Consider the following 13,766-nt stretch of genomic DNA (forward strand, 5'->3'; position numbering starts at 1 on the left):
GCGTCAAAGACTGGCCAGCAGCACCGCCCGGCTCACATCCAGCGTGACGTCCTGCCGCTCGCCCAGTTGCTTCATGCCGTGCGCCGCCAGCTGGGCAACGACCTGTTCGACCTCCTCGGCACCGAGGCCGTAGGCCGACAGGCGCGTCGGGATGCCCAGTTGCTCGAAGAAGGCGCGCGTGCGGGCGATGGCCTGGTCGATGCGTTGATCCTCGGTGCCGCCGGCCAGGCCCCAGACGCGTTCGGCGTACTGCAGCAGCTTGGCGCGCTTGGCCTCGCGGCGTACCTGCAGCATCGACGGCAGGACGATCGCCAGCGTGCGGGCGTGGTCGATGCCATGCAGCGCGGTCAGCTCGTGTCCCACGACGTGCGTGGCCCAGTCCTGCGGCACACCCGCGCCGATCAGGCCGTTGAGGGCCAGCGTGGCCGACCACATGAGGTTGGCGCGCAGCGTCTCGTTCTCGGGCTCGGCCAGCGTGCGCGGGCCGATCTCGATCAGGAGCTGCAGCAGGCCCTCGGCCAGGCGGTCCTGCACCAGGCCGCCCGCGGGATGGGTCAGGTACTGCTCCATCACGTGCGTGAACGCATCGGCCACGCCGTTCGCCACCTGCCGGGCCGGCAGCGTGAAGGTCTTGGTCGGGTCCAGGATCGAGAAGGCCGGAAACACGTGCGGGCTCATGAAGACCAGCTTGGTCTGCGTGGCCTGGCGCGTCACCACCGCCGCGTTGTTCATCTCCGAGCCGGTCGCGGGCAGCGTCAGCACGCAGCCCAGCGGCAGGGCACGGTGCACGCTGCGGCCTTCGCTCTCGAGGATCTGCCAGGGGTCGCCCTCGAAGTCCGCGGCCGCGGCCACGAACTTGCTGCCGTCGATGATCGATCCGCCGCCGACCGCGAGCAGGAAGTCGCGCCGCTCCGCGCGCACCAGCGCGACCGCGCGCATCAGGGTCTCGTAGGTGGGGTTGGGCTCGATGCCGCCGAACTCCTGCACGTCGCGTTGGCCGAGGGCGCGCCGGACCTCGTCCAGCGTGCCGTTCTTCTGCGCGCTCGCGCCGCCGTAGAGCAGCAGCACGCGCGCGTTGGCGGGGACCCGCCGGTCCAGCTGCGCGATGGTGCCGGGGCCGAAGACGATGCGTGTGGGGTTGTGGAAATCGAAGTTCATCATGGTGATGTCTGTCCTCGTGAAGGCGGTCTTCAGCGGGTCGATGCCTTGCGGGCGCCGAGCGGCAGCCGCCACAGCTCGTAGCGTTCCGCGCCGCTCTTGACGGCGCCCGCGAAATGGTCGTTCAGCGCGCTGGAGGTGAAGACCAGGTCACCGCCCGGCAGCAGGGCCGGCGTGTCCGGCCAGTGCACGCCGTCGTCGGAAGCGATCAGCGCCATGGTGTTCGTGCGCGGGTCGTACTTCACGATGCCGTTGCGCGTGACGTCGGTGATGTAGAGCGCACCCTTCGCGTCGGTGACGATGCCGTCGGTGTTGCCGCCCACCGGGCCCAGGTCGCGGACGGCCGCATCGATCTGCGCCGCGCTCGCATCGGCCTGGCGCAGGATCGCGGTCGGGATCGCATGGGCGCGGGTGCCCGTGGTCACGGTCCAGTACAGCGTGCGGCCGTCGGGCGACAGCGCGATGCCGTTGATGCCGATCAGCAGCGGGTTGCCGGCCCAGACCTCGGCACCGTGCGAGACCACCTTCACCTCGCGCTCGATCTGCAGCGCCGGATGCCGGTCCAGCACGCGCCGGGCCTGGCCCGAGGCGAAGTCCAGCACGATCACGCCGACCATGTTGTCCGGCGCGCTGCGCATGCCGCTGTCGGAGATGTAGGCCACGCGGCGGCGCTCGTCGACCACGATGTCGTTGAGGAAGCTGCCCTTGCGGTCGGCCACGCCGTCGAGCGGGATGCGCTTGACCGTGCGGCCGGTCTTGAGGTCGAGCACCAGCACCTTCTGGGCGCCGGCCGGGGCCTCGGATTCACCGGCGATGAAGCCCATGTCGAGCGCCCAGAGCCAGCCGTTGCGGCGGTCGACGTGGAAGCCGAGCACGTTGCGCAGGGCCTGCTCCGGTGCCGCGGTCGTGGCGTTGCCCGTGAGCGATGGGAAGGCGCTGAGCCGCGCCGGGCCGCTGCGCGCGCTCAGGTCCAGCCGGCTGAGCGTCGCCGGTGCGGCGGCCGAGATCAGGCGTGGCGTGCTCACATAGGCCTGGCCCTGGGCGTCGAAGTGGATGCCGGCGATCGGCGCGCCGACCGAGCCCGCGAAGGGGGCCGGATCGGCGCCGCCTTGCGCGGGCTCCCAGCTGACGCCGGCATAGCTGCGCCAGCGTTCGAGCGGCAGGCTTTCGGCTGCGTGGGCGGCGTGCGTGCCGGTGACGAGGGCCGCCAGTGCGAAGGCGGCGATGCGGAAGGAGCGAGTGAACATGGTGTGCTCTGTGGGGAGGGGAAAGGAAGGAGAGGAGGCGACGCCTTCAGGCGACCTGCTTCAGGTGCAGCAGCTCGAAGGCGCCGATCAGCGGGCCGGCGGTGGCGCGGAAGTCGTCCATGTGCGGGCCGCGCATGTGGCGTTCCCAGGACGCGCGGTCGCGCCAGCGTTCGAAGAACACGACCCGGCCGGGCTGCGCCAGGGATTCGTGCAGTTCGTAGCTGATGCAGCCGGCCTGCGCGCGTGCCAGCGGCGCGAGCGCGGCCTGTGCCTTCACGAGGCTGGCTTCATGGCCGGGTTTGGCCTGGACCAGGGCGACGATGACGAGATCGGACATGGGGGGCCCGGCTCAGAGGATCGAGCGGAAGGTGCCGCCCTCGACGCGCACGGCCGCGCCGTTGGAGGCCGCGCCCTTCGGGCTGGCCAGCAGCGCCACCATGGCCGCGACCTCGTCGGCTTCGATCATCCGGGCGATCAGCGAGCTGGGGCGGTGGGTCTTGAAGAAGTGGGCCTCGATCTCCGCGTCGCTCATGCCGGCGCGCGGCGCGGTCTGGCGCAGGTAGTCGACGATGCCCTCGGAGCGGGTGGCGGCCGGCAGCACGCTGTTGACCGTCACGCCCGTGCCCTGGGTCAGCTCGGCCAGCCCGCGCGAGACCGCGAGCTGGGCCGACTTGCTCACGCCGTAGTGCACCATGTCCGGCGGCGTGAACGCACCGACCTCGCTCGAGATGAAGATCACCCGGCCCCAGTTCTTCCGCAGCATGCGCGGGAAGTAGTGGCGCGACAGCCGCACGCCCGACATCACGTTGACGTCGAGCATGCGCAGCCAGTCTTCGTCGCTGATCTCGGCGAAGGGCTTGGCTTCGTAATAGCCCAGGTTGTTGACGAGGATGTCGGTGTCGGGTTGCGCCGCGATCAGCGAGGCGGCGCCGTCGGCGGTGCTCTGGTCGGACACGATGGCCGTGAGCCTGGCGCCCGGCGCGGCCGCGGCGATCTGGGCCACGGCGGCGTCGAGCTTGTCGCGGCTGCGCCCGGTGAGCGTGACCGCCACGCCTTCGGCGGCCAGCGTGCGGGCGATGGCCAGTCCGATGCCGGCGGTGGCGCCGGTGACGATGGCGGTCTTGTCCTGGAGTTGCAGGTCCATGGTGGATTCCTTGGGGGCTTATTTCAGTCGTTGGAGCATTTCGTGGGCGACACCGAGCGCCGACGCGGGGTTCTGGCCGGTGATCAGCTCGCGGTCCGTCACCACGTTCGCGGTGAAGGGCACCTGGTTGCTGCGGTAGCTGCCGCCGGCCTGCTGCAGCGCGGTCTGCGGGTAGAACTTCATGACACCGCCCTGGAGCAGGGCCTTGGCCAGCGCTTCCTCCTGGTTGCTGATCACGGTCATGCGGTAGCCGGCGTAGAGCCAGTCCGGCCGCGGCGCGACCGTGCCCTTCGCCGCCAGCTGGCGGGTGAAGGCCGTTGCATCGGGCAAGGTCGACAGCAGCGCGATCGGGCCATGGCACACCAGGGCCGTGGTCTTGCCGCGCGCGTGGAAGTCCGCCAGCAGGCGGCCGAGCGCGGGGCTGGTCAGCAGGTCCTGCATGGGCGCGTGGCCGCCGGGCACGTAGACCGCGTCGAAGTGCGCGTAGCCGATCTGCTCCACGCGCGAGAGGCTGATCACCGGCGAGTCCGTGCGCGAAGTGAGCTTGAGCTGGTCCAGCAGCGCCTGGTGTTCACGCAGCGCGGCTTCGTCGCCGTCGAAGTGCGCCTTGTCGGCCGAGGACGCGTCCAGCGTGGGCGCATCGCCCCTGGGCGTGGCGAAGGTCAGCTGGTGGCCGGCCTCGCGCAGCAGCTTCACCGGCTGCATCAGTTCGTTGAGGTAGAAGCCGGTGGAGAAGACCTTGCCGTCTTTGAGGTCCAGGCGGTCGGCATCCGACAGCACGACCAGCACGTTGGCGGCCTGGGTGCCGAGGGCGGACAGGCCGAGCAGGGCCGCGGCGGCGAGTCGGCGAAGGGGGATGTGTTTCATGGAGGCTCCGATGGCGTGGTGTTCAGTCCCGGCGCAGCAGCAGCTCGCGCATCGCCGCGCCCACGCCCGCGGCCGACTGCGGGTTCTGGCCGGTGACGAGCCGGCCGTCGACCACGACCTTGGCGCTCCAGTCGGGCGCCGGATGGTGGTGCGCGCCGCGCTGGCCGAGCGTGGAGGCGAGCAGGAAGGGCACGACCTGGTCGAGTTTCACCGCGCGCTCCTCGTCGTCGGTGAAGGCGCTGAGGTTCTTGCCCGCCACCAGGTAGGCGCCGTTGCCCAGCGTCACGTCGACCAGCGCCGCCGGGCCGTGGCACACCGCGCCGACCACGCCGCCGGCTTCGTAGATCTCGCGCGTCACGCGGGCCACGTCGGGGTTGCCGGGGAAGTCCCACATCGCGCCGTGGCCGCCGGCGAAGAAGATCGCGGCGTAGCGCGAGGCGTCGACCGCGCCCAGGCGTCGGGTCTGGCGCAGCGCGGCGCGGAAGGTGCCGTCGTTCCAGTAGCGCGCGTTGACCGCGTCGCCCAGGTCCAGGCCGTCGACCGGCGGTTCGCCGCCCTGGATCGAGGCGAGTTCGTACCCGATGCCCGCGGCCTCGAGCTCGGCCAGCGGATGGGTCAGCTCGCCGAGGTAGAAGCCGGTGGCCTCGCCGGTCGCGCCCTTGGTGCCATGGCTGGTGAGCACCATCAGCACGGGACGCGCGGGGGTGCGGAGGGTGGTGGAGGACGTCATCGTTTGCTGCTCCAAAGAAAAAAGAGGGAAGACAGGGGCCGGAACCCGATGCCATGACTCTATTGAGAGCAATGGCGGCGATAAACTGCCGCCCAGGGAAAACATCTGTTCTTTAGGAGTCAAGATGAGTCGACGCTTCGATCACCTCGGGGATGTGGAGACCTTCGTCACGGTGGTCGACAAAGGCTCGATGACGGCCGCCGCGGTGGCGCTGGCGACCACGCCCTCGGTGCTGAGCCGCGCGATCACGCGGCTGGAGGCGCGGCTGGGCGTGCAGCTGCTGCGCCGCACCACCCGGCGCCTCAGCCTCACGGAGCCGGGGCAGCGCTACCTCGAGCAGGCGCGCGCGGCCTTCACGCTGATCGACGACGCGGAGCGGTCGGTGCAGGGCGCGGGCGACGGCGAGCTCAGCGGCCGGGTGCGGCTCAGCGTGCCCACCACCTATGGCCACCACAGGCTGCCGGCGGCGCTGCAGCGCTTCAGGCAGCAGTACCCGAAGGTGCGCATCGAGCTGGGCATCACCAACCGCAACGTGGACCTGGTGGCCGAGGGCTACGACCTCGCGATCCGCCTCGGGGCGCTGCCCGACAGCGGCCTGGTGGCGCGCCAGCTCGAGGACGCGCCGCTGTGCCTGGTCGCGGCGCCGGACTACCTCGCGCGCGCGGGCACGCCGCAGACTGTCGGCGCGCTGGCCCGGCATGCCTGCATTCCCTTCGTCATGCCCAGCACCGGGCGCGTCGCCCCCTGGGTCTTCATGGAGGACGGACGCGCGCTCGACTGGACCCCGCCGGCCGACCTGCAGGTGGCCGAGGACGTGCTGGGCGTGGTGTCGCTGGCCGCGCACGGCATGGGCATCTGTCAGACCTACGACTTCATCGCGCAGGACCTGCTGCGCCAGGGCCGCCTGGTCGAGGTGCTGGCGCACACGCGCGGGCGCTCGCGGCCCTTCTCGCTGATCTTCGCGCCGCACCGCAGCCTGTCGGCCGCGTCGCGGGCGCTGATCGATTTCCTGGCCTGAGCCCGGAGCGGTCCCGGCTCAACCTTCCTCTTCGTACCAGCGGTCCTTGCCCAGCATCACGCGGTGGTGGCCCTGGCCGGCCGGCATCATCGGGAAGCAGTTCTCCTGCGCCGCCACCTGCACGTCGAGGAAGAAGGGGCCGTCGTGGGCCATGCATTCGGCCAGCGCCGCCTCGAGCTCGGCCGGGTCGGCGACCCGCCGCGCGCCCCAGCCGAAGGCGCGCGCCAGCGCCACGAAATCGGGCAGGGCCTCGTTCCAGCTGTGGCTCAGCCGGTTGCCGTGGTTGAGCTCCTGCCACTGGCGCACCATGCCCATGTAGCCGTTGTTCGACAGCACCAGCTTGACCGGCGCGCGGTGCTGCATCGCGGTCGACAGCTCCTGGATGTTCATCAGCACCGAGGCGTCGCCGCTCACGCAGACCGCGAGCGCCGCGGGGTGCGCGACCTGCGCGCCGATGATCGCCGGCAGGCCGTAGCCCATGGTGCCGGCGCCGCCCGAGGTGAGCCAGCGGCGCGGGCGGTCGAAGCGCAGGTACTGCGCGGCCCACATCTGGTGCTGGCCCACGTCGGTCGAGACGATCGCGTCGCGCCCGCCCACGGCCTGCTGCAGCGAACGCATGAGCTGCTGCGGCAGGATCACGTCGGTGCGCGGCGCGAAGTCCAGGCAGCGCTTCGCGCGCCAGCGCTCGACGCGCTGCCACCAGGGCGCGAGCCGCTCGGCCGGCAGCCCCTGCAGCGCGGGCAGGACCCGCAGCGCCTCGAGCACCGCGGCGCAGTCGCCCACCATCGCCACGTCGACCTTCACCACCTTGTTGATGCTGGCCGGGTCGATGTCGATGTGGATCTTGCGTGCGTGCGGGCAGAACTCGTCGAGCTTGCCGGTCACGCGGTCGTCGAAGCGCGCGCCCACGCAGACCACCAGGTCGGCGTCGTGCATCGCCAGGTTGGCCTCCAGCGTGCCGTGCATGCCCAGCATGCCGACGAAGCGTGGGTCGGACGCCGGGAAGGCGCCCAGGCCCATCAGCGTCAGGGTGCAGGGCGCGTTGAGCTGCCGCACGAGTTGCGTGAAAGCCTCGCAGGCCGCGGGCCCGGAGTTGATCAGCCCGCCGCCGCCGTAGAACACCGGCCGGCGCGCGCCGGCCAGCAGTTCGGCCGCGCGCTGCAGGCTGCCCTGCGGCAGGGCCGCAGGGGCCGTGCGCGGCAGGCGGCGCGCCAGGGGAGCCGGCTCGCCGCCGCGCAGTGGCGCGGCCTGCACGTCCTTGGGCACGTCGAGCAGCACCGGGCCGGGCCGGCCGCCGGTCGCGACCGCGAAGGCGCGCCGCACCGCGGCAGGGATCGCGTCGGCCGAGCGCGGCTGGAAGTTCCACTTGGTCACGGGCCGGGTCATGCCCAGCGCGTCGCTTTCCTGGAAGGCGTCGGTGCCGATGGAGGCGGTCGCGACCTGGCCGCTGATGCACAGCACCGGCACCGAATCGCTCATCGCATCGAGCAGGCCGCTGATGGTGTTGGCCACGCCCGGGCCCGAGGTGACCAGCACCACGCCCACGCGACCGGTGGTGCGGGCGTAGCCCTCGGCCGCGTGCACGGCCGCCTGCTCGTGGCGCACCAGCACATGGCGCAGCCGCGGCTCGCCGTGTAGCGCGTCGTAGAGCGGCAGCGCGGCGCCGCCGGGGTAGCCGAAGATCGTGTCCACACCGCATTCGATCAGCGTGGCCAGCAGGGCCTGCGCGCCGTTGCGCACGATGGCTTGCGCTTCAGCGGCAACTGCGTCAGCGGCAGGCTGCGGGGGCAGGGTGGCGGGATCGCGTTCGAGGGCTGTGGTGTTCATGCCTCGATTCTTCGGTCAATAGCGCAGAATGTGCTTCTTGTTTTCGCCTTTTAAGGTGGCCAACTTGAAGAATCAACGTTCAAAAGAGAAATCCTCCGAAGGATCTTTCGACAAGATCGACATGGCGATCCTGCGCATCCTGCTGCAGGACTCGCGCCGCACGCTACAGGAGATCGGCACCGAGGTCGGGCTGTCGGCCACCAGTTGCTGGAGCCGGATCAAGCGGCTGGAGGGCGAGGGCGTGATCAAGCGCTACACCATCGACGTCGACCCGGGCAGCCTGGGCTACCACGACTCGGTGATCGTGCAGGTCACGCTCGAGAGCCACACCGACGAGATGCTCTACGAGTTCGGCCGGGTGCTGGCCACCATCCCCGAGATCCAGGAGGCCTACCTGGTCTCGGGCGACTACGACTACTACGTGCGCATCGCGGTGCGCGACACGCGCGACTACGAGCGGCTGCTGCGCGAGAAGCTCTACAAGATCCCCGGCATCCGCCACAGCAAGTCGAGCTTCGTGCTGCGCGTGCTCAAGGAGGCGACGGTGCCGCTGGCGGGGCTGTGATCAGGAGACCTTGGCCGCGATGCACTCGACCTCGATGCGCGCGTTGAACGCGAGCGCCGTGGCGCCGAAGGCGCTGCGCGCCGGGTAGCGGCCGGCGGCGAAGTAGGTCTGGTAGACCGCGTTGAAGGCCGACCATTCCGACATGTCGGCCAGCATCGCGGTGCACTTGACGACGTCGGCCAGCGCATAGCCGTGGGCCTCGAGCGAGGTCTGGATGTTGTCCATGACCTGCTTCGACTCCGGCGTGATGCCACCCGGTGCGAGCTTGAGCCCACCGGGGAGGTTCCCGATCTGGCCCGACAGGTAGAGCGTGGGGCCGACCTTCACGGCCTCGGAGAAGGGCAGGGTCGAGGGCAGCACCTTGCCCGAGTTCAGGTAGATGGGGGCGGTGGTGCAGGCGGCGGTCGACAGGGCCAGCCAGGCGGTGGCGACGAGGCAGAGGGTGCGGTGGCGCATGGGGGGTCCTTGGATGAGGGAAGGGGCTGGCTCAGGGCGTGCCGATGGCGGCCAGGAATTTCTCGATGTCGCCGAGGTCGTTGAAGACCGAGGGCGAGATGCGCGCGTGGTTGGCGCGCAGGGTGATCTCGATCCTGGCCGGTGCCAGGCGCGTGGACAACTGCGCCGCGTTCGCATAGGCGAAGGTGACGATCGGCGCGCGGGTCTCGGGCGGCGTCACGACCTGGAAGCCCTTGCCGCGCAGGCCGGCCTGCAGCGCATCGAGCATCGGCTGCTTGTACTGCTGGATCGCCTCCACGCCGACGCTGCGGATCCAGTCGATCGACGCGGCGCAGGCCACCTCCACCGCCGTCGCCGGGAAGGAACCGGCGAAGTAGCCCGAGACCGAATCGATCTGCACGCTCTCGTAGGGCACGCTGCCCGGCGGGTCGAGCGGGTAGACGTGCAGGATCGGCGCAGCGAAGTTGCGCGTCTGCCGATAGCCGTACCAGGGGCGCTGCAGCCGCGGCAGCAGGGCCTTGCGCACATAGAGGAAGGCGAAGCCGAAGTCGCCCATGAGCCACTTGTAGGTGCCGCAGGCCGCGAAGTCCACGCCCATCGCCTTGACGTCGACCGGTATCGCGCCCGCGGACTGGATCAGGTCCACATAGACCAGCGCGCCGCGCGCATGCGCGAGGTCGCAGACGGCCTTCACGTCGTGGGTGAAGCCGTTGTAGAGCGAGACATGCGAGATCGCCACCAGCCGGGTGCCGGGGACGATCGCGCGGTCCAGGTCGGCCAGCGAGATGCGGTAGCCCGCATCCATGGCGACCGTCACCACGTCGACACCGCGCGCCCTGTACTGCTCGTACATGTAGAACGAGCCCGTGAAATGCAGCGCGTCCGTCACCACCCGCCCGCCGCTCTGCGGCAGGCCCAGCGCCTGCGTGACCAGGTACTCGCCCATCGAGGTGCTGGGCACGTAGGCGATCTCGTCGGCATCGGCGTTGATCAGCGCGGCGAACTTGGCGCTGGCCGTCGCGTTGGTGCCGTTGAGCCCCAGCTTGCCCTTGGCGTAGGCCGTCGAGGCATCGGCGGCGAGCTGGCTCCAGGGGTGGTCGGCGGCCGAGTTGAGGAAGACCCGGTCGGCCACGCCCGGGAACAGCGCCTTGGCGGGCAGCGCGCCGGTGGTCGGCACCGGGTCGGTGGTGGCGGCCGAGGCCGTCGGCAGGAAGGAGCCGCCGGAGCCGCCACCGCAGCCGGCGAGCTGCGCGCCGAGGGCCGTGGCGACCGAGGCGCCGCACAGTGATTTGAGCCAGTGGCGGCGCGAACTGGGACGCGCTGCGATGTCGGTCATGGGTGTCATGGTCAATCCTGTTGAAGGTTCTACGAAATGTTGAAGAATGGGGCGGCATCCCGCCCTGGTGCACCGGCCTGCGCCGATGCGGTGCGGCGGATGCAGCGCTGCCCGCTGCGTGTTGCCGCCTCGGCGCGGTTGCAAGTCCCATGCCGATTTCAACAACACATCAAGTATTCAACAAAGTGTTGAATTCGATCTCAGGGTTTGTGCGATAACTGCAGCCCTATGTGCGCCAAGAAAACCTCCGCTCCCCCCGCTGCACCTGCCGCGTCCGCCCGTCCCCGCGCGGCGCGTGCATCCGCCCGCAAGCCGGCGCCGGCGCCGCCGGTCAAGGCGCAGCTCGCGACCGAGCGTCGACAGGTGCTGGAGGTGCTCAAGCCCATCGTCGCGATGATGGAAAGCATGCTCGGGCCCAACGTCGAGCTGGCGCTGCACGACCTGACACAGCCCGAGCGTTCGGTGCTCGCGATCGCCAACGGCCATGTCTCGGGCCGCCAGGTGGGCAGTTCGATCCTGAGCGGGCCCAAGGAAGACCGCGCCTTCGCCGCGGCCTGGAACGCCACGCTGGACCAGAGCCAGCGCGGCCATTCGGTGGTGGCCGACTACCCGACCGCCTCGCCCGGCGGCACGCCCCTGAAGTCGGCCACCGTCGTCTACCGCGATGCCGAGGGCACGCCCTTCGCGGCGCTGTGCATGAACGCCGACCTCTCGGTGCTCCAGCTCGCCCATGCCTGGCTCGGGCAGGCGCTGGCGGGCAAGCCGCGCGCGGCCGAGCCCGCCGCCCTCCCGGCCGAGGCGCCGGAGATGGACGTGCTGATGGACGACATCATCGCCTCGGCCATCCGCACGCTCGGCAAGCCCGTGCGGCTGATGAACAAGCAGGAGAAGGTCGCGGCCGTCGAGCAGATGCTGCGCCGCGGGCTGTTCATCGTGAAGGGCAGCGTGGGCAGCGCCGCGGCCGCGCTGGGCGTGTCGCGCTTCTCGATCTACAACTACCTCGACGAGATCCGCGGCCGCGACGCGCTGGCGCAGGGTTGAGCGCCAGCCGGTCGGGCCCTCGGTTCACAGGCCTTGCGGCCGCCCCATGTCCGGCTGCGCGTAATCGCACACGCCCTGCGGGAAGATGCGCGCCAGCCATGCCTTCTCTTCGACGCTGAAGGGATCGGCCGCGCCGCCCGTTCCGCGGGCGTAGGTGCCGTCGGCCAGCGCGGTGGCGATCGGCTTGGGCCGGCACTTGAACATGTCGCCGCGGTACGAATCGCCGGCCACCATGCGCGGGCTGGTGTTGACCTTGAAGCTCTGGGTGCAGGCGCCGGGGCGCGCCGAGTCCAGGATGCCGCTCCAGACCTGCGCGCCGGCCGCGATGGTCTGGCCGCTCGCGTTGAAGCACTGGTCGACGAAGCGCGAGGGCCGGGTGTCGCCCATGAGGTAGTCGTCGAGCACCTTGAGCGCATCGGTCGCGCGGGTCGCCACGCCGGCCTGGCTGGTCTCGCCGGTGAACCAGATCACCTGGTTGGCGGCGTTGCCGCCGCCGGCCTGCAGGCGCGCGCGGGCCGAGAAGGACTGGCGCGAGTTGTGCATGTCCAGCACGTCTTCCTTCCAGGGGCGCAGGTCGATCAGCGGGATCGCCAGCGACTTGCCGGTGAACACCTGGCCCGCCGAGTAGGCGAGGTTCATCGCGCGCAGGTCGCCGCTGCGCCGCGGCGCGGGCGTGCCCGCGGCGGTGCGGCAGTCGGCGCTGCGCTGCATGTTGCGGCTGTCGAAGGGGTCGGCCGGCGGCATCAGCCAGTCGACGAACGCGTCCTGCTCCTTCCAGCTGCCCACGCAGGCGTTGATGCGCAGGAACTCCTGCGTGTCGATGTCGCCGCTCCGCAGCGCCTGCAGGCCGTACTGCACGCCCACGTTGTCGATCGGGATCGGCGCGAAGCCGCGCGCGTCGGTGCCGTAGATGTTGGCCAGGTCGTTCCAGTGGGTCCACTTCACGTTGGCGAAGGCGTCGGGCCATCCCAGCGCCGCCGCCGTGCTCTTGAAGGCCGGATCGCTGAAGACCGGGTTGAACACGCCGGGCCCGGCCTTGCCCCAGCCCTCGATGCATTCGGAGGAGCCGGTGCCGCCGGTGAAGCTGTTGCGCCGCGTGTCGCTGGTGGCCAGGCCTTCGATCAGCGTGCGGTCGCTCCACTTGGTCCAGCGCGAGCCGGGATCGAGCGTGACCTCGTCCTTGAAGTACTGCTCGAGCAGCGAACAGTCGGACACATAGGGCACCTGCGTGACCATGTCCGGATAGGACTGGATCGGCACGCCCGCATCGAACAGGCCCTGCGGCCGGTTCTGCGCGAACATGTACTGCTGCACCGCGCCGCCCGAGATGCCCATCGCGACGGTGTAGCGGGGCTTGCCGTAGGTCTGGACGAAATGCTCCTTGACCATGACCGCCGTCTCCTCGGCCAGCCGCAGGTTGTAGTGCACGCCGGTCTCGTTGCCCGAGGAGGAGACGATCGCATAGCCCTGCTCCAGCAGGCGCGGCATCACCGGCTTCTCTTCGCCCCACAGGCCGCCGAACCACATGGCCTTGCCCTGCTGGTGGCCCACGCCCACGCCGCCGCGCATCCAGTAGACGAGCTTCTGGTTCCAGGCCGTGTTGTCCAGTTCCCCGGGCCGCGCGCTGCTCTCGGCGAAGGGCGCGAGCATGGCCGTGCTGTAGGCGAAGCGGTTGATGGTGCCGGCCTCGACGCGCACCACGAAGGGCAGGTCGGCGCCGTTGAGGCGCACCCGCTGCAGGTTGGCCGGCGGGTTGGCGAACTGCGTGGCCGGATCGAAGGGCGCGAAGTCGCTGCCCGTGTAATAGAAGTAGCGCAGCTGCGTCTTCACGCCGCATTGCCTGCTGTAGCCCAGCAGCGGGCTGCTCGCGTTGCCGGGGACCTGGTAGACCGGCATCCCGATGCCGTCGTGGTTGTCGACCTCGGGCGCGCCCAGGTTCGAGACCTGCGTGAGGCACATGAAGGCAGGCTGCTGCGGCCCGCTGAAGGCGGTCTCGCCCGATGGGCCGATGTCGCCGACCCAGAACTTCAGGCCGGCCAGCGAGACCTCGGGCTTGGGCGTGCCCGGGTCCACCGGCGTGCCGCCGTCGCCGCCATCGCCGCCGCCGCCCGCGGTGGGTGGCGTGGTCGTGGCCTGCGTGCCGTTGCCGTTGCCATTGCCGCCGCCGCATGCGGCCAGCAGGGCCGTCGCCAGCGCCACGCCGATCCAGGCCGGGGCCCGCTTGTGTGTCTCGTTCATCTGTGTCTCCTGCTCGCGGATGTGCGCCGGTGGCGCGCCGCTTGTTGATGCGTGTGCCGCACGGCCTGCGCATGCAGGTCGTGGGCTTCGGCATCCTAGGGAGGCGCTGCCGCGGCGAACAGTCAGAACACCGGGCGAT

At 70.5% G+C, this 13,766-nt stretch carries 13 protein-coding genes; 3 read left to right on the plus strand and 10 right to left on the minus strand.

Annotation, left to right across the window (positions count from 1 at the left end):
• Window positions 1–3: 3 nt before the first annotated feature.
• Genes QTI20_RS12075 through QTI20_RS12100 form a run of 6 tightly spaced genes read right to left on the minus strand, consistent with a single transcriptional unit; the run spans window position 4 to window position 5,146 of the window.
• Window positions 4–1,161 carry an iron-containing alcohol dehydrogenase gene (locus tag QTI20_RS12075; RefSeq protein ID WP_286551141.1) on the minus strand — a complete coding sequence of 386 codons (1,158 nt, stop codon included), beginning with the start codon at window positions 1,159–1,161 and terminating at the stop codon, window positions 4–6.
• A 29-nt stretch (window positions 1,162–1,190) separates the two neighbouring features.
• A complete protein-coding gene (locus tag QTI20_RS12080; RefSeq protein ID WP_286551143.1) occupies window positions 1,191–2,405 on the minus strand; it encodes an L-dopachrome tautomerase-related protein in 1,215 nt (404 codons plus the stop codon).
• A 46-nt stretch (window positions 2,406–2,451) separates the two neighbouring features.
• Window positions 2,452–2,742, minus strand: coding sequence for a putative quinol monooxygenase (locus QTI20_RS12085; protein WP_286551144.1), 291 nt, complete (start codon window positions 2,740–2,742; stop codon window positions 2,452–2,454).
• A 12-nt stretch (window positions 2,743–2,754) separates the two neighbouring features.
• Entirely contained in the window at window positions 2,755–3,549 is a 795-nt protein-coding gene (locus QTI20_RS12090) for an SDR family NAD(P)-dependent oxidoreductase (protein WP_286551146.1), read from the minus strand.
• An 18-nt stretch (window positions 3,550–3,567) separates the two neighbouring features.
• On the minus strand, window positions 3,568–4,416 hold the full coding sequence (locus QTI20_RS12095; protein ID WP_286551147.1) for a type 1 glutamine amidotransferase domain-containing protein: 849 nt from the start codon (window positions 4,414–4,416) through the stop codon (window positions 3,568–3,570).
• 22 nt (window positions 4,417–4,438) lie between these two features.
• Window positions 4,439–5,146 carry a type 1 glutamine amidotransferase domain-containing protein gene (locus QTI20_RS12100; RefSeq protein WP_286551148.1) on the minus strand — a complete coding sequence of 236 codons (708 nt, stop codon included), beginning with the start codon at window positions 5,144–5,146 and terminating at the stop codon, window positions 4,439–4,441.
• A gap of 124 nt (window positions 5,147–5,270) precedes the next feature.
• On the opposite strand from QTI20_RS12100, the gene QTI20_RS12105 reads away from it, so the two are divergent.
• Window positions 5,271–6,164, plus strand: a complete 894-nt coding sequence (locus tag QTI20_RS12105; RefSeq protein WP_286551149.1) for a LysR family transcriptional regulator — start codon at window positions 5,271–5,273, stop codon at window positions 6,162–6,164.
• 18 nt (window positions 6,165–6,182) lie between these two features.
• Here QTI20_RS12105 and ilvB read toward each other — a convergent pair whose 3' ends face one another.
• On the minus strand, window positions 6,183–7,991 hold the full coding sequence (gene ilvB, locus QTI20_RS12110) for a biosynthetic-type acetolactate synthase large subunit (protein ID WP_286551151.1): 1,809 nt from the start codon (window positions 7,989–7,991) through the stop codon (window positions 6,183–6,185).
• Window positions 7,992–8,112: 121 nt separating this feature from the next.
• Between ilvB and QTI20_RS12115 the strand changes: the two genes are divergently transcribed.
• Complete coding sequence (locus tag QTI20_RS12115) at window positions 8,113–8,556, plus strand: Lrp/AsnC family transcriptional regulator (RefSeq protein WP_286553387.1); 444 nt, start codon at window positions 8,113–8,115, stop codon at window positions 8,554–8,556.
• Here QTI20_RS12115 and QTI20_RS12120 read toward each other — a convergent pair whose 3' ends face one another.
• Both QTI20_RS12120 and QTI20_RS12125 read right to left on the minus strand, forming a co-directional pair.
• Window positions 8,557–9,012 (minus strand): RidA family protein, encoded by a 456-nt coding sequence (locus QTI20_RS12120; protein WP_286551152.1) that lies wholly within the window; start codon window positions 9,010–9,012, stop codon window positions 8,557–8,559. It lies immediately after the preceding gene.
• Window positions 9,013–9,043: 31 nt separating this feature from the next.
• Window positions 9,044–10,357 (minus strand): aminotransferase class V-fold PLP-dependent enzyme, encoded by a 1,314-nt coding sequence (locus tag QTI20_RS12125; protein WP_286574207.1) that lies wholly within the window; start codon window positions 10,355–10,357, stop codon window positions 9,044–9,046.
• A 219-nt stretch (window positions 10,358–10,576) separates the two neighbouring features.
• Here QTI20_RS12125 and QTI20_RS12130 point away from each other — a divergent pair, with 219 nt between their 5' ends.
• Complete coding sequence (locus tag QTI20_RS12130; RefSeq protein ID WP_286551154.1) at window positions 10,577–11,389, plus strand: helix-turn-helix transcriptional regulator; 813 nt, start codon at window positions 10,577–10,579, stop codon at window positions 11,387–11,389.
• A gap of 24 nt (window positions 11,390–11,413) precedes the next feature.
• Here QTI20_RS12130 and QTI20_RS12135 read toward each other — a convergent pair whose 3' ends face one another.
• Complete coding sequence (locus QTI20_RS12135; RefSeq protein ID WP_286551155.1) at window positions 11,414–13,627, minus strand: DUF6351 family protein; 2,214 nt, start codon at window positions 13,625–13,627, stop codon at window positions 11,414–11,416.
• Window positions 13,628–13,766 lie beyond the last annotated feature (139 nt).

It is taken from the genome of Variovorax sp. J2P1-31 (assembly GCF_030317215.1).
Lineage (GTDB): Bacteria > Pseudomonadota > Gammaproteobacteria > Burkholderiales > Burkholderiaceae_C > Variovorax.